Origin of the sequence: Nocardioides sp., from assembly GCF_036405735.1 — a bacterium.
Lineage (GTDB): Bacteria > Actinomycetota > Actinomycetes > Propionibacteriales > Nocardioidaceae > Nocardioides.
In genome coordinates, this window is sequence record NZ_DASWXC010000013.1 from 99,400 (window position 1) to 122,629 (window position 23,230).

The 23,230-nt window shown below is 72.0% G+C and carries 20 protein-coding genes; 9 read left to right on the top strand and 11 right to left on the bottom strand.

Annotated elements, in window-relative coordinates; translation table 11 throughout:
* Window positions 1-20 precede the first annotated feature (20 nt).
* The gene (locus VGE38_RS02160) at window positions 21-863 is read left to right on the top strand and encodes an alpha/beta fold hydrolase (RefSeq protein WP_331140883.1); all 843 of its coding nucleotides are present in this window, start codon (window positions 21-23) and stop codon (window positions 861-863) included.
* 3 nt (window positions 864-866) lie between these two features.
* Here VGE38_RS02160 and VGE38_RS02165 read toward each other — a convergent pair whose 3' ends face one another.
* On the bottom strand, window positions 867-1,424 hold the full coding sequence (locus tag VGE38_RS02165; RefSeq protein ID WP_331140884.1) for a CGNR zinc finger domain-containing protein: 558 nt from the start codon (window positions 1,422-1,424) through the stop codon (window positions 867-869).
* Window positions 1,425-1,463: 39 nt separating this feature from the next.
* Between VGE38_RS02165 and VGE38_RS02170 the strand changes: the two genes are divergently transcribed.
* The gene (locus tag VGE38_RS02170) at window positions 1,464-2,432 is read left to right on the top strand and encodes an EamA family transporter (RefSeq protein ID WP_331140885.1); all 969 of its coding nucleotides are present in this window, start codon (window positions 1,464-1,466) and stop codon (window positions 2,430-2,432) included.
* A gap of 12 nt (window positions 2,433-2,444) precedes the next feature.
* Here VGE38_RS02170 and VGE38_RS02175 read toward each other — a convergent pair whose 3' ends face one another.
* The 4 genes from VGE38_RS02175 to mce form a co-directional block, all read right to left on the bottom strand.
* Window positions 2,445-3,617 (bottom strand): AI-2E family transporter, encoded by a 1,173-nt coding sequence (locus tag VGE38_RS02175; protein WP_331140886.1) that lies wholly within the window; start codon window positions 3,615-3,617, stop codon window positions 2,445-2,447.
* The gene (locus VGE38_RS02180; RefSeq protein WP_331140887.1) at window positions 3,614-4,915 is read right to left on the bottom strand and encodes a coiled-coil domain-containing protein; all 1,302 of its coding nucleotides are present in this window, start codon (window positions 4,913-4,915) and stop codon (window positions 3,614-3,616) included. Before VGE38_RS02180 ends, VGE38_RS02175 begins: the two co-directional genes overlap by 4 nt.
* Before the next feature lie 236 nt (window positions 4,916-5,151).
* The gene (ccrA, locus tag VGE38_RS02185) at window positions 5,152-6,492 is read right to left on the bottom strand and encodes a crotonyl-CoA carboxylase/reductase (protein ID WP_331140888.1); all 1,341 of its coding nucleotides are present in this window, start codon (window positions 6,490-6,492) and stop codon (window positions 5,152-5,154) included.
* Between the two features lie 120 nt (window positions 6,493-6,612).
* Window positions 6,613-7,062 (bottom strand): methylmalonyl-CoA epimerase, encoded by a 450-nt coding sequence (gene mce / locus VGE38_RS02190; RefSeq protein WP_331140889.1) that lies wholly within the window; start codon window positions 7,060-7,062, stop codon window positions 6,613-6,615.
* A 144-nt stretch (window positions 7,063-7,206) separates the two neighbouring features.
* On the opposite strand from mce, the gene VGE38_RS02195 reads away from it, so the two are divergent.
* The 5 genes from VGE38_RS02195 to VGE38_RS02215 all read left to right on the top strand — a co-directional run bounded on the left by VGE38_RS02195 (window position 7,207) and on the right by VGE38_RS02215 (window position 12,261).
* The gene (locus VGE38_RS02195) at window positions 7,207-8,403 is read left to right on the top strand and encodes an acetyl-CoA C-acetyltransferase (protein WP_331140890.1); all 1,197 of its coding nucleotides are present in this window, start codon (window positions 7,207-7,209) and stop codon (window positions 8,401-8,403) included.
* Window positions 8,387-9,343, top strand: a complete 957-nt coding sequence (gene meaB / locus VGE38_RS02200) for a methylmalonyl Co-A mutase-associated GTPase MeaB (protein WP_331140891.1) — start codon at window positions 8,387-8,389, stop codon at window positions 9,341-9,343. The genes VGE38_RS02195 and meaB overlap by 17 nt, the downstream gene beginning before the upstream one ends.
* Before the next feature lie 61 nt (window positions 9,344-9,404).
* Window positions 9,405-10,343 (top strand): co-chaperone YbbN, encoded by a 939-nt coding sequence (locus VGE38_RS02205; protein ID WP_331140892.1) that lies wholly within the window; start codon window positions 9,405-9,407, stop codon window positions 10,341-10,343.
* Window positions 10,344-10,400: 57 nt separating this feature from the next.
* Entirely contained in the window at window positions 10,401-11,264 is an 864-nt protein-coding gene (locus VGE38_RS02210; RefSeq protein WP_331140893.1) for an alpha/beta hydrolase, read from the top strand.
* Between the two features lie 82 nt (window positions 11,265-11,346).
* Window positions 11,347-12,261 carry an EamA family transporter gene (locus tag VGE38_RS02215; RefSeq protein WP_331140894.1) on the top strand — a complete coding sequence of 305 codons (915 nt, stop codon included), beginning with the start codon at window positions 11,347-11,349 and terminating at the stop codon, window positions 12,259-12,261.
* A gap of 6 nt (window positions 12,262-12,267) precedes the next feature.
* Here VGE38_RS02215 and VGE38_RS02220 read toward each other — a convergent pair whose 3' ends face one another.
* Window positions 12,268-13,077, bottom strand: a complete 810-nt coding sequence (locus VGE38_RS02220; protein WP_331140895.1) for an NUDIX domain-containing protein — start codon at window positions 13,075-13,077, stop codon at window positions 12,268-12,270.
* Window positions 13,078-13,225: 148 nt separating this feature from the next.
* Here VGE38_RS02220 and VGE38_RS02225 point away from each other — a divergent pair, with 148 nt between their 5' ends.
* Window positions 13,226-13,813, top strand: coding sequence for a carboxymuconolactone decarboxylase family protein (locus VGE38_RS02225; RefSeq protein ID WP_331140896.1), 588 nt, complete (start codon window positions 13,226-13,228; stop codon window positions 13,811-13,813).
* Entirely contained in the window at window positions 13,810-14,694 is an 885-nt protein-coding gene (locus VGE38_RS02230; RefSeq protein WP_331140897.1) for an RNA polymerase sigma-70 factor, read from the top strand. The genes VGE38_RS02225 and VGE38_RS02230 overlap by 4 nt, the downstream gene beginning before the upstream one ends.
* Here VGE38_RS02230 and glgB read toward each other — a convergent pair.
* From glgB to VGE38_RS02255, 5 genes are read right to left on the bottom strand one after another with little or no spacing between them, the layout of a single operon-like run.
* Window positions 14,661-16,958, bottom strand: a complete 2,298-nt coding sequence (gene glgB / locus VGE38_RS02235; protein ID WP_331140898.1) for a 1,4-alpha-glucan branching protein GlgB — start codon at window positions 16,956-16,958, stop codon at window positions 14,661-14,663. The genes VGE38_RS02230 and glgB overlap by 34 nt on opposite strands.
* Window positions 16,955-18,469 (bottom strand): maltokinase N-terminal cap-like domain-containing protein, encoded by a 1,515-nt coding sequence (locus VGE38_RS02240; RefSeq protein WP_331140899.1) that lies wholly within the window; start codon window positions 18,467-18,469, stop codon window positions 16,955-16,957. Before VGE38_RS02240 ends, glgB begins: the two co-directional genes overlap by 4 nt.
* Window positions 18,466-20,196, bottom strand: a complete 1,731-nt coding sequence (treS, locus tag VGE38_RS02245; RefSeq protein ID WP_331140926.1) for a maltose alpha-D-glucosyltransferase — start codon at window positions 20,194-20,196, stop codon at window positions 18,466-18,468. Before treS ends, VGE38_RS02240 begins: the two co-directional genes overlap by 4 nt.
* A gap of 41 nt (window positions 20,197-20,237) precedes the next feature.
* The gene (locus tag VGE38_RS02250; RefSeq protein ID WP_331140900.1) at window positions 20,238-22,238 is read right to left on the bottom strand and encodes an alpha-1,4-glucan--maltose-1-phosphate maltosyltransferase; all 2,001 of its coding nucleotides are present in this window, start codon (window positions 22,236-22,238) and stop codon (window positions 20,238-20,240) included.
* Between the two features lie 55 nt (window positions 22,239-22,293).
* The gene (locus VGE38_RS02255; RefSeq protein WP_331140901.1) at window positions 22,294-23,226 is read right to left on the bottom strand and encodes a hypothetical protein; all 933 of its coding nucleotides are present in this window, start codon (window positions 23,224-23,226) and stop codon (window positions 22,294-22,296) included.
* Between the last annotated feature and the right edge of the window lie 4 nt (window positions 23,227-23,230).

Consider the following 23,230-nt stretch of genomic DNA (forward strand, 5'->3'; position numbering starts at 1 on the left):
CGCGTCCTAGTCTTCGTCCCGTGCCTGCGTCGAGCCCCCAGTCGTCGAGCCCTGAGTCGCCGAGCCCTGAGTCGTCCAGCCCCGCCCTCCACATCGTCGAGCGCGGGGAGTCCGGCAGCCGGGTGGTCTTCCTGCACGGCCTGTTCGGCCAGGGCCGCAACTGGAGCACGATCGGCAAGGAGCTGGCCGCCGACCACCGGGTCACGCTGGTCGACCTGCCCGACCACGGACGCTCGCCGTGGACCGACAGGATCGACTACGTCGACATGGCCCAGCGCGTGGCCGAGGTGCTGCCGGGGCCGGCGACGGTGGTCGGCCACTCGATGGGCGGCAAGGTCGCCATGGTGCTCGCGCTGACCCGGCCGGACCTGGTGGAGCGACTGGTCGTGGCCGACATGTCCCCGGTCGACTACGGCGACGAGGCCGACGCGACCGGGGGAGTGCTCGGCTACGCGCGCATCCTGCTCGGCCTGGACCTGACCGACGTCCGGACCCGGGAGGACGCCGACCGGGTGCTCGCCGAGCAGGTGCCCGAGCGCACGATCCGGTCCTTCCTGCTGCAGAACCTGCACCGCGACGGTGACGGCTGGCGTTGGGCCGCGAACCTCGAGCACATCGTGCGCGACGGCGCGACGCTCGCGGCGTGGCCCGAGGAGGCGCTGCGCGAGACCACTCCGTACGACGGCCCGGTGCTGTGGCTGGGGGGAGAGCGCTCGGGCTACGTGCGCGACGAGTTCGCGCCGGCGATGCGACGCTGGTTCCCGCGCTATCGCAAGGTCGTCATCAACGACGCCGGCCACTGGCTGCACTCCGAGCAGCCGGAGGTCTTCGTCTCGGTGCTACGCCGCTTCCTCGCCGGGTGATCCTCAGGGGACCGACACGTCACCCGACTGGCGGGCGCGGTAGGCCGCGACCGCGTTGCGGTTGCCGCAGGCCGTCGAGCAGAACCGCCGGGACCGGTTGCGGGAGAGGTCGAGCACGATGCCCTCGCAGTCGTCGTCGGCACACACGCCGAGCCGGGAGTGCTCGTCCTCCCGGATGACGTCGATCATCGCCATCGCGGTCTCCACCGCTATCCGGACGGCGAGCGGGGCGTCGGTGGGGACGGCGTGGACGTGCCAGTCGTAGGGCGGGTGCCGGACCAGCTGCGGCACCGCGCCGGCGTCGGAGAGGATCCGGTTGACGCTGGCCGCGGCCGTGTCGCGGGGTGCCAGCAGCAGCTCGCGCAGGACCGGCCGCAGTGCCCGGACCTCGTCGAGCTCCGCCGTCGTGCGGTCGTGCCGGCCGGTGTAGTCGAAGCGCTCGAAGAACGCGTTCAGCTCCGCGACGGTCGTGAGGTCGTCAGCCGGGTGCAGTCGCGGCATGGTGTTGACCAGCGCAACGGCGGACTGGAGCGCCTGCTCGGCGTCATGAGCGAAAACCACGTTGACAGGTTACCGCAGCGCGCCATAGTGTCATGAGTCATGAGCACCGTGACCAATGACGCCTCCGCCGTTCCGCTCGACGGCGTCGCGGGCGGGTCACGTCTAGCGACCGGGCTCACCCTCGCGGTCGCCTCCGCCCTGACCTTCGGGCTCTCCGGCTCGTTCGCGAGCTCACTGTTCGCGACCGGGTGGAGTGCCGGCTCGGTCGTGCTGGTCCGCGTTGTCCTGGGGGCGCTCGTCGTGCTGCCCTTCGGTCTGGTCGCGCTGCGCGGCCGCTGGGACGCCGTGCGACGCAACGGTGGACTGCTGCTCGCCTACGGGCTGCTCGCCGTCGCCGGCGCCCAGTTCTGCTACTTCTCGGCCGTCCAGCTGATGCAGGTGGGCCCGGCCCTGCTCATCGAGTACACCGCGCCGGCGGCCGTCGTCGTGTGGTTCTGGGCGCGGCACGGTCAGCGCCCGGGCCTGATCACCGTCGTCGGTGCCGCCCTGGCCGCGCTCGGGTTGGTGCTCGTCCTCGACCTGGTCGGGGGCGTCAGCCTGGACCCGGCCGGCGTGGCGTGGTCGCTGGCGGCGATGGTCGGCGCGGCGACGTACTTCGTCATCAACGGCAACGGCGAGACCGGGCTGCCCCCGATCGCGTTGGCCGCCGGCGGTCTGGTCGTCGGTGCCCTGGGCCTGGGGCTGCTCGCCGTGGTCGGCCTGCTGCCGCTGCGGGCCTCCACCGCGCCGGTGGAGCTCGCCGGCGTCGAGCTGGCCTGGTGGGTTCCGCTGCTGCTGCTGGGTGTGGTGACCGCCGGCGTCGCCTACGTCACGGGCGTCGCCGCGGGGCGCCGGCTGGGCTCGCGACTCTCCTCGTTCGTCGCGCTGCTCGAGGTCGTCGCCGGTGTGGTGTTCGCCTGGGTGCTGCTCGGCGAGCTGCCGCGCACCATCCAGCTGCTGGGCGGTGTGCTCATCCTGGCCGGCGTGGTCGCCGTGAAGCTGGGGGAGCGCGAGACGGTCGCCGGCTGAGCCGCCTCGGTCCTAGCTCGCGTCCTGCTGGCGGACGAACATCTCGCGGACGAGCATCAAGATGGCGGCCGCGGTCGGGATCGCGAGCAGCGCACCGACCACTCCGAGCAGCGAGGCGCCCACGAGCGCGGCGATCACCGTGACGGCGCCGGGGATGTCGACGGACTTCGACATCACCCGCGGGTAGATCACGTAGTTCTCGAGCTGCTGGTAGATCAGGTAGAAGATCACGCACGCGATGCCGATGCGCAGGTCCGTCGCGAACCCGATCGCGCTGACGATGACGGCGCCCAAGGTGGCCCCGATCATCGGGATGACGTCGAGCAGCGCCACCACGAACGCCAGCGCGACGGCGTACTCGCTCATCCCCACGATGAAGAGGAAGATCAGCGACGAGACGCCGGCGCACATCGCGACGATGAACGCGCCGGAGACGTAGCCGCCGATACCGCGGATGACGCGGTCGCCGAGCTTCGTGACCCGGTCGCGGCGCGAGGCCGGCGCCAGCCGGTAGAGCGCGTTCTTGGTGCTCTGCATCCCGGCGAGGAAGTAGAGCGTCATCACGGTCACGACGAACGCGTTCGCCAGTGCGCCGATCACGGCGAGGCCGACGCCGAGGGCGCCACCGAACAGGCCGCTGACGAAGTCACCGTTGGTGACGTAGTCGCGGACCTTCTCGATGATCTGGTACTCCTCGTCGAGCTGCTGGACCCGCCGGTTGCCCTGCAGCGCGTCGAGCCAGTCCGGGGCGTTGCGCGTGATCGCCGCCACCTGGTCGGTGATCACCGGGACGAACGCGACCAGGAACAGCACCAGTGCGGCGAGCACGCCCACGATGACGAGCAGCACGGCGTAGGACCGGCGTACGCCGCGCCGCTCGATCCACTCCACCGACGGGTTGAGCCCGGCGGCGATGAAGAACGCGACCAGCACCTGCACCAGCACGCCGCTGATGGTCCACAGCACCGAGCCGAGCGCGTAGGCGGTGAGCAGGCCGAGCCCGCCCAGGAAGCCGACGAGGTACGGCGAGGACCGGGAGAACCGTGGTCCCGGGGTGCCGAGGTCGTCGACCGGGCTGTCGCCCGGGTGGGCCGTCATCGCCGCCTCGTCGGACCCGTCGGGTATGCCGGCCCGGCCCGGGCGGTCGAGCGTCGGCCCCGATGCCGGCGTCGGCGTGTCGGTCACGCGTCAGCCTCGGCGTCGCTCCGCTCGTCCTCGGCCGCCTGGCCGTTCTGGCCGTTCTGGCCGTGCCGCGCAGGCTTCCCGGAGTTCTTGGGGGCCTTGTCCTGCTGCTGGGGCTTCTCCGGCTTCTGGGCCTTCTCGGGCTGCGACTCCGGCTCGTCGTCCTTCACGAACCGGGAGACCAGGTCGTTGAGGGAGGCGAGCTGGGCCGTGATCGCGTCGCGGCGCTTGCTCATCCGGTCGACCTCGGCCTTGATCACCGACAGGGCCCGCTCGGCCTCGGCCGTGCCGGACAGCGCGATCGACTCGGCCTGGTTGCGGGCGGCGGAGACGATCTGCTCGGCCTCGCGCTTGGCGCGGCTCAGCAGTGACTCCGCCTCGTTCTGCGCGTGCTGGCGGGCCTCGGTGATCTGGTTGTTGGCGGCCCGGGCACGGTCCTCCGCCGCGGCGGCGCGGCCCTCGGCCTCCTCGACCAGCCGGCGCGTCTCGGCCAGCTTGCTGGAGTGGAAGTCGGTGGCCTCGCGGGCGAGGCGCTCCTTCTCCACCGCGAGCATCCGGCGGGCCTCCTGGACCTCGCGGTCGGCGCCGGCGCGGGCCTGCTCGACCTCGCGCTGCGCCTGGGTGCGCATCTCGGTGGTCTCCTGCTCGGCCGCCAGCCGCAGCTGCTCGGCCTCGCGCTTGGCCGACGCGATCAGGTCGTCGGCCTGGGACCGGGCCAGGGAGCGCTCGTTCTCGGCGTCGGAGATCAGCCGCGCCCGGTGCTCCTCGAGCTCCTTGAGGTGCTCGGCGCGCAGCGCGTCGCGCTCCTGCTGGGCCTCGAGCCGGATCGCCTTCGCGTCGCGGTTGGCCTGGTCTCGGATCTCGATGGCGTCGCGCTCGGCGTTGGAACGGATCTCGCTGGCCTCCTCCTCGGCCAGCCGCAGCATGGCGCTCGCGCGGCCGCCCAGCCCGGCGTACGACGGCGTCTGGCTCTCGCTCAGCTCCTCCGTCGCGGCCTCCAGGCGCCCCTCGAGCTCCGCGATCCGGCGCTGCGCCTCGGCGAGCCGACTGGTGACGCCCGCGAGCTCCTGGCTCTGCTGACCCAGCCGGGCGTCGACGGCGGCGCGGTCGTAGCCGCCCTTGCGGACCACCGGCAGGGGTGCGGCCGGCGGCGCGGCGGGCCGGGGCGGGACCGGCGCGGCACCGGCCGGCGGTGCGGGCGGAGCGGCCGGGCGCGCCACCTGGCGCGTCTTCTCGGCGTTCCCGTCCGTGGCCGAGGCCTCAGGCTCGTCGTCGAAGATGGACAGGCCCTGTTCGCTCATGCTGGCGGTTCCTCTTCCCGTGGTTGCGCGATCGGCCGCGCGTTCACCGCGCAGCACTGCTCGTCTGCCCCCATCCTTGCGGACCCCATGCTGCCAGGAAACAGGAGGGGCCGCAGCACGGTAGCTGCGGCCCTTCCTGTCACTGGTCGTGCTCGTAGTCTCGACGCGCCGCGCTCGTTCCTCGCGGCGCTGCTCGTGGTCTCGACGCGCCGCGCTCGTTCCTCGCGCGTCGCTGCTCAGACGCCCCGGAACAGGTTGATCTTGTCGATGTGCTGGGCGCGCATCTCCTCGTTGAGCACGCCGAGCCCCTCCTGCGGTGCCAGGCACAGCACGCCGACCTTGCCCTGGTGCTTGTTGTGGTGCACGTCGAGCGAGGCCTGGCCGACCTCCTCGAGGGTGTAGGTCCGCGACAGGGTCGGGTGGATCTTGCCCTGCGCGATGAGACGGTTGGCCTCCCACGACTCGCGGTAGTTGGCGAAGTGGCTGGAGATGATCTTCTTGAGGTTCATCCACAGGTAGCGGTTGTCGTACTCGTGCATGTAGCCCGAGGTCGAGGCGCAGGTGGTGATGGTGCCGCCCTTGCGGGTGACGAACACCGAGGCGCCGAAGGTCTCCCGGCCGGGGTGCTCGAAGACGATGTCGATGTCCTCGCCGCCGGTGAGCTCGCGGATCGCCTTGCCCAGGCGCAGCCACTCCTTGGGGTTCTGCTGGGTGCCGTCCTCGTTCCAGAACTTGAAGTCCATCTCGGAGCGGTTGATGACCATCTCGGCGCCCATGCTGCGCACGATCTTGGCCTTCTCCTCGTTGGAGACCACGCAGACCGGGTTCGCGCCGCCGTTGAGGGCGTACTGGGTGGCGAAGCCGCCCAGGCCACCGGAGGCGCCCCAGATCAGGACGTTGTCGCCCTGCTTCATGTTGCCGCCGTTGGCGGAGACGAGCTGGCGGTACGCCGTGCAGTTGACCAGGCCCGGGGAGGCGGCCTCCTCCCAGGTCAGGTGCTCGGGCTTCGGCATCAGCTGGTTGGCCTTGACCATGGCGACGTCGGCGAGCCCGCCGAAGTTGGTCTCGAAGCCCCAGATGCGCTGCGAGGAGTCGAGCATCGTGTCGTTGTGGCCATCCGGCGACTCGAGCTCGACGGAGAGGCAGTGGGCGACGACCCGGTCGCCGGCCTTCCACTTGGTGACGCCGGGGCCGGTCTTGAGGACCACGCCGGAGAGGTCGGAGCCGACGATGTGGTACGGCAGGTCGTGGCGCTTGGCGAGCTCGGACTCGCGGCCGTAGCGCTCGAGGAACCCGAAGGTCGACACCGGCTCGAAGATCGAGGTCCACACGGTGTTGTAGTTGATGGCGCTGGCCATCACCGCGACCAGCGCCTCACCCGGGCCGAGCTCGGGCAGCGCGACGTCCTCCACGTGGAGCGACTTGCGAGGGTCCTTCTCCTTGCTGGGGATGCCCTCGAACATCTCGACCTCGTCCTTGTGGACGGTGGCCGCACGGTAGTGGTCGGGGATCTCGAGGTTCGCGAAGTCCTCGGAGGAGGTGTCTCCGGCGAGGATGGCGTCCAGGATGTGCTGCACGTCGGGCTCCTGCGTCGTTGAGGGTCAGGGCGGAGCGGGGTGGTCGGCTGACCGGTTCCCCGGGCTTCGCGGAAGATTACTGATGGGTAACAGCGGTGGGTAGGCCGTGTGACCTACGGCTCAGTGGTGCGAGGCGGGGTTCGGCTCGACCAGCTCGACGAGCACGCCGCCGGCGTCCTTGGGGTGCACGAAGTTGATCCGGCTGTCGGAGGTGCCGCGGCGCGGGGCGTCGTAGAGCAGTCGGATGCCGCGCTCGCGCAGGATCGCGCTCACCTGCTCCACGTCGGTGACCCGGTAGGCCAGCTGCTGCATGCCCGGGCCGTTGCGGTCGAGGAACTTCGCGATCGTGGACTCCGGCGAGAGCGGGGCGAGCAGCTGGATGCACGACCCGGAGTCGCCGACCGCCATCATCGCCTCGGCGACGCCCTGCTCCTCGTTGACCTCGCGGTGCGCCATCCGCATGCCGAAGGTCGACTCGTAGAACGCGATCGCCTCGTCGAGGTCGGCGACGGCGAGCCCGACGTGGTCGATCGCGGTGAACAAGTGCTGGGGGATCTCGAGAGAGGTCATGGCGCTCATGGTGGCCTCCTGCGGCGAAGCGGGACAGAATGTGTGACGAGGGCTACATGAGCCCTCCGTCGTACCCCCTCCCCGCGGACACTACTCGTCGGTAGGGTCGAGAGGTCGAAGTCCACGTCCACTGCTGGAGGCACCATGTCCGACTCCCCGTCCGACACCGTCATCGTCGCCGGAGCGCGCACCCCCATCGGCCGGCTGCTCGGCGGCCTGAAGAGCCTGTCCGCCGCGGACCTGGGCGCGATCGCCATCAAGGGCGCGCTCGAGAAGGCCGGTGTCTCCGGTGACCAGGTCGACTACGTGATCATGGGGCAGGTCATCCAGGCCGGCGCCGGCCAGAACCCGGCCCGCATGGCGAGTGTCAACGCCGGGATCCCGATGAGCGTCCCGACCATCACCATCAACAAGGTGTGCCTCTCCGGGCTCAACGCCATCCACCAGGCGTCGGTGCTCATCCGCGCCGGTGAGGCGGACATCGTGGTGGCCGGCGGCATGGAGTCGATGACCAACGCCCCGCACCTGCTGCCGAAGTCCCGCGACGGCTTCAAGTACGGCGACACCGCCCTGGTCGACTCGATGGCGTACGACGCGCTCTTCGACCAGTTCACCAAGCAGGCGATGATCAACCTGACCGACAGCTGCAACGCCGCCACGGACAAGTTCAGCCGCGAGGAGCAGGACGCGTTCGCCGCCGCCTCGCACCAGAAGGCCGCGACCGCGTGGAAGAACGGCGTCTTCGAGGACGAGGTCGTCCCGGTCGTGATCCCGTCGCGCAAGGGCGACGTCACGATCGCCGAGGACGAGGGCGTCCGCGGTGACACGACGGTGGAGACCCTGGCGGGTCTGCGCCCCGTCGCCAAGGACGGCACCATCACCGCGGGCTCGGCCTCGCAGATCTCCGACGGCGCGTGCGCCGTGGTCGTGATGAGCAAGGCCAAGGCCACCGAGCTCGGCCTCGAGTGGCTCGCCGAGATCGGCGCCCACGGCCAGGTGGCCGGCCCGGACTCCACCCTCCAGCTGCAGCCGGCGGCCGCGACCGCCAAGGCGCTGGAGAAGGAGGGCATCACGGCCGCCGACCTCGACCTGGTCGAGTTCAACGAGGCCTTCGCCGCGGTCGGCATCGCCTCGGCTCGCGAGCTCGGCATCGCCGACGAGAAGGTCAACGTCAACGGCGGCGCGATCGCGCTCGGCCACCCGGTCGGCATGTCCGGCGCGCGGGTCGTCCTCCACCTGGCGCTGGAGCTGAAGCGCCGCGGTGGCGGCGTCGGCGCTGCCGCGCTGTGCGGGGGCGGCGGCCAGGGCGACGCCCTCATCGTGCGTGTCCCGCAGGGCTGAACCCCAGGTCGCTGACCTGGTCGCGCGGGCCCGGGGCGGAGAGCCCCGGGCCGTCGCGCGGTTGATCTCGCTGGTCGAGGACGCCTCCCCGTGGCTTCGGGACGTGATGGCCGCGCTCGCGCCGCACACCGGCCACGCCCAGGTCGTCGGCATCACCGGCTCTCCGGGCGTGGGCAAGTCCACGACGACCAACGCGCTCGTCCGTGAGCTGCGGGCGGCCGGGAAGCGCGTGGGCGTGCTGGCCGTCGACCCGTCCTCGCCGTTCTCCGGCGGCGCGCTCCTGGGGGACCGGGTCAGGATGGCCGACCACGCGCTGGACCCGGACGTCTTCATCCGGTCGATGGCCTCGCGCGGCCACCTCGGCGGACTGGCCTGGACGACACCGCAGGCGCTGCGGGTCCTGGACGCGGCCGGCTTCGACGTCGTGGTGATCGAGACCGTCGGCGTGGGCCAGTCCGAGGTCGAGATCGCCGCGCTCGCCGACACGACGCTGGTGCTGCTCGCGCCGGGCATGGGGGACGGCATCCAGGCCGCCAAGGCGGGGATCTTGGAGATCGGCGACGTGTACGTCGTCAACAAGGCCGACCGTGACGGCGCTTCCGCCGTCTCCCGCGACCTGCGCGGGATGCTCGCCCTCGCCGACCGGCGGGAGGGTGCCTGGCAGCCGCCCATCGTCAAGACCGTCGCTCAGGACGGGACCGGCCTGGACGAGGTGGCCGAGGCGATCGGTCGCCACCACGCCTGGCTGGCCGAGACCGGCGAGCTGCGGCGGCGGCGCGCCCGCCGTGCCCGTGAGGAGATCGAGGCCATCGCGCTGGAGGAGCTGCGCCGTCGCTGGGGCAGCGTCGGCTCGGTGGAGCGGCTCGACGCCCTCGCCGACGCGGTCGCCGACGGACGCCGCGACCCGTACGCCGCGGCCGACGAGCTGCTGGACGGCTGAGCCGCCGGACCGCGCGGACCGCACGTGAGGTGACCCGGCGGGCTTCCCTAGGATTGGCGTCATGACGCAGCAGCCGTTCTCCCGCCCCGGTGCGATCGACCTGTCCGCGCTCAAGCGGCCCGCCCCCTCGGCCCCTCCGGCAGCCGCCGGAGCAGCGGCGAGCGGCGCGGCCCAGCCGTCGGCGTACGCCGTGCAGGTGAGCGAGGAGAGCTTCCAGTCGGTGCTCGAGGCGTCGATGACGGCGCCGGTCGTGCTCGTGTTCTACTCGCCGTCGCGCTCGCCCGAGAGCGCGACACTCGCCGCCGACGTCAGCATGGTCGCCGGGGAGTACGAAGGCCGCTTCCTGGCCGGTCTGGTCGACATCGACGCCCACCCGCAGATCGCCCAGGCGATGCAGATCCCGCAGGTGCCGCTGATGTACGTCCTGCTCGACGGCCGGCCGGTCACCCAGCCGCTGCCCGGCGCGGCCCCCATCGACGAGCTCCGCGCGTTCTTCAACCAGCTGGCCCAGCAGCTCACCGCCCAGGGCGTCACGGGCCGTCACCAGCCCCGCCAGGCCGCGCCGGTCGAGGGCGAGGAGCCGACCGTCGACCCGCGCTACGCCGCGGCCCAGGACGCGCTCGGCGACGGCGACATCGACCGCGCCGTCGCGGAGTACCAGAAGCTCGTCGACGCCAACCCGGCCGACGTCGAGGCCGCGGCCGGCCTCGCGATGGCCAAGGTGCTGCAGCGCACCCAGGGGGTCGACCTGAACGCTGCCCGCGAGGCGGCCGCGGCGAACCCCGACGACGTCGACGCCCAGACGCTCGTCGCCGACCTCGACATGCTCGGCGGTCATGTGGACGACGCCTTCAACCGGCTGATCGCCCTGGTGGCCCGGACGTCCGGCAACGAGCGTGACCGGGTCCGCGAGCACCTGATCGGCCTCTTCGCCGCCGTCGGCAACGACGACCCGCGCGTGCTGCGCGGTCGCCAGAACCTCGCCTCCGCGCTGTTCTGAGATCGCGCTGAGGTCGCGCTTCGTTGCCGCGTGACCCGAGCCGGGTGAGCATGGGGGATGTGCAGGGCACCAGGGCGACGCATCGGGCGCGTCACGCTGCCCGGGATGATGGTGCTGGTCGTCTGCGGGGTGGTGCTGATGATGTCGGTGGTGCTCTGGGCGGTGCAGCGGCAGTTCGTCTACTTCCCCGATCCCTCGCCCGTCCGCCCGGCCGGCGAGGTGATCGACGGCGCGCGTGACGTCACGCTCCACACCCACGACGGGCTGGAGCTCACCGCGTGGTTCGTGCCGGCCGCCGCCGACGGCCGCGGCATGGCGGTGCTGGTCGCGCCGGGCAACGGCGGCAACCGGGCGTCGCGGGCCGGTCTCGCCCGTGCCCTGAGCGCACGGGGCCTGGCGGTCCTGCTGCTCGACTACCGCGGGTACGGCGGCAATCCCGGCCGTCCGACCGAGGACGGACTCGCCGCCGACGCGACCGCGGCGGCCGAGGCGTTGCACGAGCTGGGCTATCCGCCCGAGCGGACCATCTACCTCGGTGAGTCGCTGGGCACCGGGGTCGTCGCCGCACTCCAGGCGCGCCGTCCGCCGGCGGGGATCGTGCTGCGGTCGCCGTTCACCGAGCTCACGGACGTCGGGGCGCATCACTACCCGTTCCTGCCGGTCCGGTTGCTGCTGCGTGACCGGTTCCCCGTGGTCGCGCATCTGCGGTCGAGCACGGTGCCGGTCACCGTGGTGTACGGCGAGCGCGACTCCGTCGTACCGACCCGTCTGAGCGAGCGGGTCGCCGACGAGGTGGGCGTGCTCCACGAGCGGGTCGTCATCCCGGGCGCCGACCACAACGACCCGGTGATGTTCGGGCCGACCGTCGCCGACGCCGTGCTGCGGCTGGCCCGGCTGGTCGCGCCGCCTTCCGCACCGTGAGAGCCGCCGTTGGCGGTGATCCGACGCCGACCGGCGCGAAATCGCGTGGTCGGACGGTCATGCAGGCTGGAAGGCTGACCACGTGACCCGCCGTGACTCCCTGTTGGCCGTGCTCGTCGCCGCCGCCTGGGGGTTCAACTTCGTCGTCATCGAGTGGGGGATGGGCTCCCGGGCGGACGGCTCTGTCCCGCCCCTGCTGTTCGCCGCGGTGCGGTTCGCGCTCGTCGCGCTCCCCGCCGTGTTCCTGCTCCCGCGGCCGCAGGCGCCGTGGTGGGCCGTCGCGGCGGTGGGAGCCTTCATGTCGCTGGGCCAGTTCGGCTTCCTCTACGTCTCGATGGCCGCCGGGATGCCGGCCGGCCTCGCGTCGCTGGTGCTGCAGGCGCAGGTCGTGCTGACGGTCGTCATCGCGGCCGGGGTGCTGCGCGAGCGGCCGACCCGGGCGCAGGTGGCGGGCGTCGGCCTCGGGTGCCTCGGCCTGCTCGTCGTGGCACTGGGACGTGGTGGACACGTCCCGCTCGCCGCGTTCGCTCTGTGCCTGCTCGCCGCGCTCTCGTGGGCGGTCGGCAACGTCGTGGCCCGCGCGATGAAGGTGCCGGGCGGACTGGGCCTGACGGTGTGGAGCGCACTGGTCGTCCCGGTGCCGATGGTGGGTCTCGCGATCGCGCTCGACGGCCCCGGGACGATCGGCCGGGGAGTCGAGGCCTTCGGGTGGGAGGCGGCCGTGTCGACGCTGTACACCGTCGTCTTCGCGTCCTTCGTCGGCTTCGGCGTCTTCAACACCCTGCTCGCCCGCAACCCGTCCTCCGCGGTCGTGCCGTGGATCCTGCTGGTGCCACCGGTCGGGATCGTGTCGGCCTGGCTGTGCCTGGGCGAGGTGCCGGCGCCCGGTGAGCTGGCCGGCGGCACGATTCTGGTGCTCGGCGTGCTCGTGGCGATGCGACCGCCCCGCGCGCCGGCACCTGACATGGGGAGCGTTCCCACCGGCGTGTCGCGGTGAGTGGGGTCAGGTGCCCGGGGTGCCCGGGGTGCCCGGGGTGCCCGGGGTGAGCGGGCGGCCGCTCTCGGTGTACGACGGCCCCTCGCCGGCGAGCGAGGCGAGCGCGGCCTGGACCCGCCGGGCGGTGAAGTCGGCGCACCGCTCGCGGACCTGCTCCGGGGTGCAGAACTCCACCGAGCGGATCTCCCGGGCCTCGCGGACCACCGCGTCCAGGATGCCGGCGTCCTGCGTTCCGCCGTCGAAGACCAGGCAGACGGCGTCGTCCCAGCCGCTCCAGGGCGGCAGCCAGTCGGTGAGCAGCAGCTCCCCGGTCGGCAGGTCCAGGGCCAGCTCCTCCTTGATCTCGCGGCTCACGCCCAGCGCCGGCGACTCGCCGACCTCGACGACGCCGCCGGGCAGGTCCCAGTCCCTCTTGTAGGTGAGCTGGCACAGCAGCACCCGGCCGTCGCCGTCGCGCACCAGCATCTGGCCGATCGCGCGCTTGCGGGGCAGGAAGGAGTTGAGCAGCGTCCGGAAGCCCTCTGGCTCGTTGGCCGGCACGTCGGTGACGACGCGGGCGTAGACGATCCGGTCGACGGGGGCGCCGTCGATGGTGACCCCGCGCATCACGCCCTCACGGTGCAGCCCCGACCAGGTGGCGGTGCGCTGGCCCGTCTCGTCGGTCGGGTCGACCAGTGCCTCCACCCGGTGGTGGGCGGTGAGTGCCCGGGCGACCTCGTGCCGCACGGCGTCGACGGTCGTGCCGGCCTCCCAGACGATGCGGGCGACGCCGTCGGCGACCGTCGTCACGGTCGTTGAGGGGTGCTCGGCGCTCACGCCCGCCACCCTAGCGACACCGCTCACGCCGCCCACGCCATGCTCTCCGTCCTCCGTTCTCGTCGGTCGGTGTCACAACCGGGGCAGCACCGGTGTCCTGTGGTCGAGAGGCACACACCAGGTGCGCCGGAGCAGCACGGAGACCGACATGACCAGCACCAGCACCTTCCGGATCCCACGGGGCGAGATCACCGGCGTCTACGGCCGGATCATGGCGAAGGTCGCGCGCCGGATGTGGGGCCAGGTCCCCGACAACGGCTACGTCTACATCCACAACAAGCCGGTCCTGAAGGCGGTGTTCTCCTTCGAGGGCAAGGTCGCGAAGTGGGACGCGCTGGACCCCGCCCTGAAGTCCTACGCCCAGCTCGCCAGCGCGGGGATCATCGGCTGCAGCTGGTGCCTGGACTTCGGCTACTTCCTGGCGCACAACGACAAGCTGGACCTGGCCAAGGTCAGCCAGGTGCCGCGGTGGCGGGAGTCCGACGTCTTCAGCCCGCTGGAGCGCGACGTCATGGAGTACGCCGAGGCCATGACCCACACCCCGCCGACGGTGACGGACTGGATGGTCGAGAAGCTGCTCGACCAGCTCGGGAACGCCGCGGTGGTCGAGCTGACCCAGATGGTGGCGCTGGAGAACATGCGCTCGCGCTTCAACGCCGCCGCCGGGCTGCAGAGCCAGGGCTACAGCGACGTGTGCGAGCTGCCGCTGGCCGCACCGGTAGCCTCCCGCCCATGACCGAGCACGTCGCCACCGAGGCGTTCGTCGCCCACCGCAACCTGCTCTTCACGGTCGCCTACGAGATGCTCGGCTCGGCCGCCGACGCCGAGGACGTCCTGCAGGAGACCTGGCTGCGGTGGGCGAAGGTCGACCAGGCGCAGGTGCGCGATGCTCGCGCGTACCTGGTCCGCATCACGACCCGGCAGGCACTCAACCGGCTGCGGAGCCTCGGCCGCCAACGCGAGTCGTACGTCGGCCCGTGGCTGCCCGAGCCGCTGCTCACCGCCCCCGACGTGGCCGAGGACGTCGAGCTCGCCGAGAGCGTGTCGATGGCGATGCTGCTCGTCCTGGAGACGCTCACCCCCACCGAGCGCGCCGTGTTCGTGCTGCGCGAGGTCTTCGACGTGAGCTACGACGAGATCGCCGAGGCGGTCGAGAAGACACCGGCGGCGGTGCGGCAGATCGCCCATCGGGCCCGGTCCCACGTCGAGGCGCGGCGTCCCCGGGTGACGGTCTCGGCGGCCGACACCCGGCGGGTGATCGACAGGTTCCAGCAGGCGCTGCGGACCGGTGACCTGCAGGGCCTGCTGGACGTCCTGGCGCCCGACGTGGTGCTCATCAGCGACGGCGGCGGTGTGAAGCAGGCGGCGCTGCGGCCGATCGTCGGTGCCGACAAGGTGCTGCGCTGGTTCGTCGGGATCGTCTCGCGCACCACCGAGCCGGTCACCGTCGAGCAGGTCACGCTCAACGGGACGCCGGGCATCGCCATCCACCTGGGCGGCGAGCTCGACGGCACCGCGGCGCTGAGGGTCGTCGACGGTGTGGTCACGGACCTCTACCTGGTCCGCAACCCGCACAAGCTGCGCTACGTCGCGTCGGAGACGCCGCTGGTGCGCTGACCGGCGGGCTCGGCAGCCTCGGCGGCTTCGGCGGCCGGGCGCTGCGGCGCGCGCAGCCACAGCGTGCCCAGCGGCGGCACCGCGATGTCGGCGTACGCCGGGAGCGGGCCGGGCTCCCCGTCGCCCCTCGGCAGCGCGGTGACCGTCCCGAGGTTGCCGACACCGGAGCCGCCGTACACGTCGGCGTCGGTGTTGAGCAGCTCGGTCCACGGTCCCGGCGAGGGCAGCGCGAGCCGGTAGTCGTGGGGGACGGCGGAGAAGTTCGCCACGCAGACCAGGTCCGCCGCGCCCTCGCCGCCCCGCCGCACGAAGGAGTAGACGTTGCGGGCCGCGTCGTCGGCGTCGATCCAGCCGAAGCCCTCCGGCTCGTGGTCGCGCTGCCAGGCCGCGGGGGTGTCCCGGTAGGCGCGGTTGAGGTCGCGCACCAGGTCGTGCACGCCGCGGTGCTCGGGGTGCTCGAGCAGCCACCAGTCGAGCTCGCGGGACTCCGCCCACTCCGACTCCTGGCCGATCTCGCCGCCCATGAACAGCAGCTGCTTGCCGGGGTGGGCCCACATGAAGGCCAGGTAGGCGCGCAGCGTCGCGAGCTGGCGCCACCGGTCGCCCGGCATCTTGCGCAGCAGGGAGCCCTTGCCGTGCACCACCTCGTCGTGCGAGAGCGGCAGCACGTAGTTCTCCGACCACGCGTAGGTGAGCGCGAAGGTCATGTCGTGGTGGTGGTAGGAGCGGTGCACGGGGTCACGCTGCAGGTAGTCGAGGGTGTCGTGCATCCAGCCCATGTTCCACTTGAAGCCGAAGCCGAGACCGCCGCTGCTCGTGGGCCGGGTGACCCCGGGCCAGGAGGTGGACTCCTCGGCGATGGTGGTGACGCCCGGGACCCGCTTGTAGACGGTGGCGTTCATCTCCTGGAGGAACTGCACCGCCTCCAGGTTCTCCCGGCCGCCGTGCACGTTCGGCACCCACTCGCCCTCGTTGCGGGCGTAGTCGAGGTACAGCATCGAGGCGACACCGTCGACGCGCAGGCCGTCGGCGTGGAACTCCTCCAGCCAGTAGACGGCGTTGGCGTAGAGGTAGTTGCGCACCTCGGGCCGCCCGAAGTCGAAGATGTGCGAGCCCCACTCCTGGTGCCAGCCGCGGCGTGGGTCGGGGTGCTCGTAGAGCGGCGCCCCGTCGAAGCGGGCCAGCGCCCACTCGTCGGTCGCGAAGTGCCCGGGCACCCAGTCCAGGATCACGCCGATGCCGGCCTGGTGGAGCCGGTCGACGAGGTAGCGGAAGTCGTCAGGGGTTCCCAGACGGGAGTCGGGGGCGAAGTACGACGTCACGTGGTAGCCCCACGACCCGCCGAAGGGGTGCTGCATCACCGGCATCAGCTCGACGTGGGTGAACCCCAGGTCGGCGACGTACTCGACGAGCTCGTCGGCCAGCTGGGCGTAGGAGCGGCCACGCCGCCACGAGCCCAGGTGCACCTCGTAGACCGACATCGGCGCGGTGACGGCCTGCTGCGTGCGGCGCCGCTCGAGCCAGGCGTCGTCACCCCAGGTGTACTGCGACTCGAAGACCACCGACGAGGTCGACGGCGGCACCTCGGCCCAGGCGGCCATCGGGTCGGCCTTCTCGCGCCACTGGTCGTCGGCGCCGAGGACGATGTACTTGTACCGGGTGCCCGACCCGACGCCCGGCACGAACAGCTCCCAGACGCCGGAGGAGTCCAGCTGCCGCATCGGGTGCTCGCGGCCGTCCCAGTTGTTGAAGTCGCCCTCCAGGCGCACGCCGCGCGCTCGCGGCGCCCACACCGCGAAGGACGTGCCGGTGACCTCGCCGGTCCCGAACCCGGAGTAGTGGTGGACGCGGGCGCCGAGGACCTGCCACAGCTGCTCGTGGCGGCCCTCGTTGATGAGGTGGAGGTCGACCTCGCCCAGGGTCGGCAGGAAGCGGTACGGGTCGTCCACCTCGTGGGTGTGCTGGTCGGGCTCGGCGCCGTAGGTCACCCGCAGCCGGTAGTCCGGCACCTCCGCGACGGGCAGGCAGCCCACCCAGATGCCGCCGTGCTCGTGCTGCAGCTCGACCTCGGCCCAGTCGTCCTCGACCGTCGCATAGCGCACCACGACCGATGCGGCGAGCGGCTTGAAGGCGCGGACGGTCACGGCGCCGTCGTACGGATGCGCGCCGAGGACGCCGTGCGGCGCCGCGTGCCGGCCCTCGACCAGGCTCGCGAGCTCAGCCGTGGGCACCGGCCTCACGGCCGGCCCGGTGGGCGCGCTCATGCGGCACCTCCGATCCGCGCGACGGCGGCGAGCGGGATGCCGAGCCAGTCCGGCCGGTTGCGAGCCTCGTAGACGGTCTCGTAGACGGCCTTGTCGGCGACGTAGGCGTCGAGCAGCACCTTCTCCTCCTCGCTCGGCTCGCCGCCGGCATAGGCGACCAGGAAGAAGTTGCGGTTGCGGTGCGCCCACTCGTCGGCCCGCTGGTGCTGCTGGACCAGCAGCCGGTCGGGGTCGTCCTGGATGCCGTCGCCGTTGCCGACCGGCGCCGCGGCGCTGTGGGCGACGACCCGCGGGGCGTAGTCGAAGGAGCGCAGCATGCCGGCCACGTCGCGCCAGCGGGAGTCCGGCAGCAGGCGCTCGGCCAGCGGCTTGGCGGGCTCACCCTCGAAGTCGACGATCTTCCACCCCTTGGCCGTGCGCAGGGTCTGGCCGAGGTGGAGGTCGCCGTGGATCTTCTGCACCTCCAGCCGGTCCAGCTCGCCGACCCGCGCGAAGACGGCGTAGAGCGCCTGCGCGTGCTCGCCCAGCTCGGGTACGACGGCCACGGCTCGTTCCAGTCGCTCCGTCATCGCCCGGGCCAGGTCCCGGGCGGCGTCGGCGCCGCGGACCTCGGTGGGGAAGTGCTCGGCGAGCTGGCCGTGGATCTCCGCGACCGCCTCGCCGAGCCGGGTCGACTCGCCGGCGAAGTCGCCGCCGGAGTCGGTGGCGTGGACCTCCGGATCGGCGAACAGGCTGCGGATGCTGGCCAGCGCCAGGTCCCACCCGTCGGTGGCGGTGCGCAGGAACTGCTGGAGCATCGCGAGCTGGATGACGGTCTCCTCGGGCTCGCCGTCGCTGCCGGGCACCTCGACCACGGCGTCCAGCCAGCCGTAGAGGTGCGCGACGTGGTCGGAGCCGGCGTTGGTCAGCACCTCGTGGATCTGGATGTCGGGGTTCACGCCGGGGGTCACCTTGCGGAAGACCTTCATCAGCGAGTCCTCGCCGTAGGCGACCGAGGAGTTCGACTGCTCGCCGGCGAAGAGCGTCGCGTGGGCGGTCACGTCGAGCTGGTGGCCCGGGAGCCGGTGGAAGGCCAGGACGGTGTCGGCGTCGACGGGCCCGTGCGCCGCCCGGTCGAAGCTGTGCAGCCAGCCCGCCATCGCCTCCTTGTCGTGCAGGGCGTCGTAGGCGTGCACCCAGCCACGGACGGGGTCGCGCCACCAGCCCACGAACGCGTGGTCGAGCCGGCCCTCGGGGTGCTCGTAGCACGCCAGCGGCACCTGGTAGAGCTCGCTGCCGCCCGGCTCGTCCTCGTAGCGCACCTCCACCAGGGTGACCACGACGGCGCGGTCCGCCGTCGCGGTGCCGGGCACCTCGCCGACCTCGCGGACCTCGCCGATCCGGAACGGGCGGCCCTTCCCGCCGAACCAGCGGGTGCGCAGCAGGTACGCCGCCAGGTCGGCCTCACGGTCGCCGCGCTCGTCCTCGCGGGGCTCGCCGCGGTGGGCTCCGTCGGTCGCTCCGTCGGTCACAGCAGCTCTCCCTCCCGACCCTCGACACGGTCGATCAGCCGGAACCAGAAGAAGCCGTAACCGCCGAGGGTCAACAAATAGGGCAGTTCCCCGATCGGGGGGAACGGAACCCCGCCGACGAGCTCGACGGGCACCTTGCCCTCGAACCGGCGCAGGTCCAGCTGCACCGGCTGCGGGAACCGCGAGAGGTTGTTGACGCAGATGATGACGTCCGCGCTGCCGTCGGGGTTGCGGTGCTCGCGGGCGTAGGCGAGCACCGAGGGGTTCGAGCCGCCCAGGTCGGTGAAGCTGCCCAGACCGAAGGCCGGGTGCTGCTTGCGGGCGTGGATCATCCGGCGGGTCCAGCGCAGCAGCGACGAGGGGTCCTCCAGCTGGGCCTCGACGTTGACGGCCTGGTAGCCGTAGACCGGGTCCATCACGAGCGGCCGGTCGAGCTTGCCGGGGTTCGCCGAGGAGAAGCCGGCGTTGCGGTCGCCGGACCACTGCATCGGGGTGCGGACGCCGTCTCGGTCACCGAGCCAGATGTTGTCGCCCATGCCGATCTCGTCGCCGTAGTAGAGGACGGGGGAGCCGGGCAGGGAGAGCAGCAGGGCCGTGAAGAGCTCGATCTGGTTGACGTCGTTGTCGAGCAGCGGCGCCAGCCGCCGGCGAATGCCGATGTTGGCCTTCATGCGCGGATCCTTGGCGTACTCCTCCCACATGTAGTCGCGGTCCTCGTCGGTGACCATCTCCAGGGTCAGCTCGTCGTGGTTGCGCAGGAAGATCCCCCACTGGCAGCCGCTCGGGATCGGCGGGGTCTGCTCGAGGATCTCGGAGATGGGGAAGCGGCTCTCCCGCCGTACCGCCATGAAGATGCGCGGCATGACCGGGAAGTGGAAGCACATGTGGCACTCGTCGCCGCCCTTGGCGAAGTCGCCGAAGTAGTCGACGACGTCGGCCGGCCACTGGTTGGCCTCGGCGAGCAGCACCCGCCCGGGATACTCCTCGTCCACGATGCGGCGCACCTTGCGGAGGAACTCGTGGGTCTCGGGGAGGTTCTCGCCGTTGGTGCCGGGCCGCTCGTAGAGGTAGGGGACCGCGTCGAGCCGGAAGCCGTCCAGGCCCAGGTCGAGCCAGAACCGCATCGCGTCCAGCATCGCGTCGTGCACGGCCGGGTTGTCGAAGTTGAGGTCGGGCTGGTGGGCGAAGAACCGGTGCCAGAAGTACTGCTGGCGCACCGGGTCCCAGGTCCAGTTCGACGGCTCGGTGTCGACGAAGATGATGCGCGCGTCCTGGTAGAGCTCGTCGGTGTCGGACCACACATAGAAGTCGCCGTACGGTCCCTCGGGGTCGCTGCGGCTGGCCTGGAACCACGGGTGCTGGTCGCTGGTGTGGTTCATGACGAAGTCGATGATCACGCGGATGCCGCGCTCGTGGGCGGCGTCGAGGAAGGCGTGGAAGTCCTCGACCGTGCCGACCTCGGGCAGCACGCCGGTGTAGTCGGCGACGTCGTAGCCGCCGTCGCGCAGCGGCGAGGGGAAGAACGGCGGCAGCCAGATGCAGTCGACCCCGAGCCACTGGAGGTAGTCGAGCTTCTCGGTGAGTCCGCGGAAGTCGCCGGTGCCGTCGCCGTTGGAGTCCTTGAAGGACCGCACCAGCACCTCGTAGAAGACGGCCGTCTTGAACCACTCCGGCTCGTTCGGGTCGGTGCTCTCCGGTGAGTCCGGGAACGGGTCCCGGTCGGGCAGCTCGCCCGGCTCGACCAGTGCGTCGGTCTCCTCCGTCGCGGTCACAGGACGCCCCTCACGGTCAGCACGTGCGCCGGCTCGTGCCCGGGGTCCAGCCGCACGTAGTTGTCGCGGCCCCAGGTCCAGTCCTGGCCGGTGATCTCGTCGTGGACGGCGAACGCCTCCGGCAGACCGGCCGCGGCCAGGTCGAGGTGGGCCGTGGTCTCCCGGGTGCCGTGCGGATCGAGGTTGATCACGACGATCACGTCGTCGCGGACCCCCGTCCCGGGGTCCACCGCGTGCTTGCTGAAGCACAGCACGTGGTCGTCGTCGGTGCGGTGGACCACGAGGTTGCGCAGCAGCTGCAGCGACGGATGCTTGCGGCGCAGCTCGTTGAGGAGCGTGAGGTACGGCGCCAGCGTCCTGCCCTCGCGCTCCGCGGCGTCCCAGTCCCGGATCCGGATCTGGTACTTCTCCGAGTCGAGGTACTCCTCGCTGCCGGGGCGCACCGCGACGTGCTCGAACAGCTCGAAGCCGGCGTACACGCCCCAGGAGGGGGAGCCCGTGGCCGCCAGCGTCGCCCGGATCTTGAACGCCGCCGGGCCGCCGTACTGCAGCGAGGCGTGCAGGATGTCGGGGGTGTTGACGAAGAAGTTGGGCCGCATCAGGTGGTCCGACTCGGCGGACACCTCGCGCAGGTAGTCCTCGATCTCGTCCTTCGCGACCCGCCAGGTGAAGTACGTGTAGGACTGGTGGAAGCCGACCGCGCCGAGCGTGTGCATCATCGCGGGCCGGGTGAAGGCCTCCGACAGGAAGACGACGTCGGGGTCGGTGGCGCGGACCTCGGCGAGCAGCCACTCCCAGAACGCCACCGGCTTGGTGTGCGGGTTGTCCACGCGGAAGATCCGCACGCCGTGCGCCATCCAGTGGCGCACCACCCGCAGCACCTCGTGTGCGATCCCCTCAGGGTCGTTGTCGAAGTTGATGGGGTAGATGTCCTGGTACTTCTTGGGCGGGTTCTCGGCGTAGGCGATCGAGCCGTCGGCGCGCCGCGTGAACCACTCGGGGTGCGTCGTGACCCACGGGTGGTCGGGAGCCGCCTGCAGCGCCAGGTCGAGGGCGACCTCCAGGCCGAGCCGGCCGGCCTCGGCGACGAAGGCGTCGAAGTCCTTCAGCGTGCCGAGGTCGGGGTGGATCGCGTCGTGGCCGCCGTGCCGGCTGCCGATCGCCCAGGGGCTGCCCGGGTCGTCCGGGCCCGGGTCGAGGGTGTTGTTGGGGCCCTTGCGGTTGACCTCGCCGATGGGGTGGATCGGCGGCAGGTAGACCACGTCGAACCCCATCGCCGCGACGGCCGGGAGCCGCTTGGCCGCGGTCTTGAAGGTGCCGCTGCGAACCTTGCCGGTCGTCGGGTCGACGGTGGCGCCCTCGGAGCGGGGGAAGAACTCGTACCAGCTGCCGTAGAGCGCGCGGCGGCGGTCGGCGTAGAGCGGGTAGGGACCCTCGACGGTGACGAGCTCGCGCAGGGGGTGCTCGCGCAGGGCGGTCACCAGGTCGGGCGCGGTGAGGACGGCGAGGCGTGCCGCCGGGGGACGGCTCGTGTCACCGGCCGCCTCGAGGCCGGCCCGGACAGCGGCTCGGTCGCGCTCGTCGAGCCCGTCCCGGCCGTCTTGGCCGGCGTCGGCGAGCACGCGCTCGAGCAGCAGGCCGCCCTCGGTGAACATCAGCTCGACGTCCACGCCGGCGTCGATCTTGATCGGGGCGTCGTGCAGCCAGGTGCCGAGCGGGTCCGACCAGGCGTGCACCTCGAAGGTCCAGGCGCCCTCGACGTCGGGGGTCACCCAGGCTTCGTAGCGGTCGCTGCGCGGTCCGGTCTCCCGCATCCGCACCGGCGGCCGCCGGGTCCCGGTGGGGTCGGTGAGCACGACCTCGGCGCCGAGCTGGTCGTGCCCCTCGCGGAACACGGTGGCGCGCACCGGTTGCGGCTCGCCGACCGTCGCCTTGGCTGGCTGCCGACCGAGGTCGACCAGTGGGTGCACGTCGATGACGGGGATGCGTCCGACCATGGCACCAAACTATCCAGACGGGTCCATCCCCATGCCTGGCTGCGCGTCTCGCCGCTCAGGATCGGGCGCGGCGCTCCAGCAGCAGGCCGACCACACCGGTGGCGCTCAGTCCGCCCAGGAGTACGGCGCCCAGCGCGCCGGACCAGCCCTGCCACGCGATCCCCGGGCCGGCGGCCAGGCCGGCCAGGGCCAACAGGCCGATGCCCGCGACGCCGAGCAGCCCACCGCGGACCCGGGCGAGGTCGTCCTCGGCGAGTGCGCCCAGCAGGGCGACGCCGAGCGCCAGCGCCCAGGCGCCGACCATGCGGCCGTCGAAGACGGTCGCCTCCCAGGGCAGCAGCGGCACCCAGAAGGACGGCTCGGCCAGCAGCGCGAAGCCGAGCCCGAGCAGCGCCGTGCCCTCGAGCGCGACCAGCGGCAGGACCGGCCGGGGGAGCGGTGCGGTGCGGGCCAGCGGGAGCGCCGGCTCGGTGGCCTGCAGCAGCAGGGTGGCCACGAACCCGACGGTCAGGCCGAGCACGCCGAGGAGCCACGCGACGGCCAGCAGGAACGCCGGCGAGGTCAGCTCGCCGCTGGTGACCGCGGTGTGGCCGATGTCGAGGACGGAGACGGCGGAGAGGCCGGTGACGACCGCGGCCGCGGCCAGAGCCGGGACCCGCAGCTGCTCCCACAGCGTCCGCGTGGCGCTGTAGAGCAACATCGGCACGGCGCCGAGGAAGCCGGCGCCCAGCAGCACGGCCGTCACCCGGTCGACCGGCCAGGCGAACCAGTCCAGTGGTCCCGACGCGACCAGGCTGCCGCCGTACAGGAGCAGGCCGATGAAGCCGGCTGCACCGGAGGTGAGGACGAGCACCAGTCGCAGCAGCGGCGCGGCCTCGCGCCCGGCGAGGTCCGGGCGGTAGGGCGGCGTGGTGGCGCTGCTGCTGGCGTGCTCGGCTGTGTGCTCGGCGGCGTGGTCTGCGGCGTGGCTGCCGTGTCGTTCGATCATGGCT

Excerpts from the sequence above, each read along its gene's own strand:
- VGE38_RS02170 (WP_331140885.1), top strand. The coding sequence starts at position 1,464 with ATGAGCACCGTGACCAATGACGCCTCCGCCGTTCCGCTCGACGGCGTC.
- VGE38_RS02180 (WP_331140887.1), bottom strand. The coding sequence starts at position 4,915 with ATGAGCGAACAGGGCCTGTCCATCTTCGACGACGAGCCTGAGGCCTCG.
- mce (WP_331140889.1), bottom strand. The coding sequence starts at position 7,062 with ATGACCTCTCTCGAGATCCCCCAGCACTTGTTCACCGCGATCGACCAC.
- VGE38_RS02195 (WP_331140890.1), top strand. The coding sequence starts at position 7,207 with ATGTCCGACTCCCCGTCCGACACCGTCATCGTCGCCGGAGCGCGCACC.
- VGE38_RS02205 (WP_331140892.1), top strand. The coding sequence starts at position 9,405 with ATGACGCAGCAGCCGTTCTCCCGCCCCGGTGCGATCGACCTGTCCGCG.
- VGE38_RS02210 (WP_331140893.1), top strand. The coding sequence starts at position 10,401 with ATGTGCAGGGCACCAGGGCGACGCATCGGGCGCGTCACGCTGCCCGGG.
- VGE38_RS02225 (WP_331140896.1), top strand. The coding sequence starts at position 13,226 with ATGACCAGCACCAGCACCTTCCGGATCCCACGGGGCGAGATCACCGGC.
- VGE38_RS02230 (WP_331140897.1), top strand. The coding sequence starts at position 13,810 with ATGACCGAGCACGTCGCCACCGAGGCGTTCGTCGCCCACCGCAACCTG.
- glgB (WP_331140898.1), bottom strand. The coding sequence starts at position 16,958 with ATGAGCGCGCCCACCGGGCCGGCCGTGAGGCCGGTGCCCACGGCTGAG.
- VGE38_RS02250 (WP_331140900.1), bottom strand. The coding sequence starts at position 22,238 with ATGGTCGGACGCATCCCCGTCATCGACGTGCACCCACTGGTCGACCTC.
- VGE38_RS02255 (WP_331140901.1), bottom strand. The coding sequence starts at position 23,226 with ATGATCGAACGACACGGCAGCCACGCCGCAGACCACGCCGCCGAGCAC.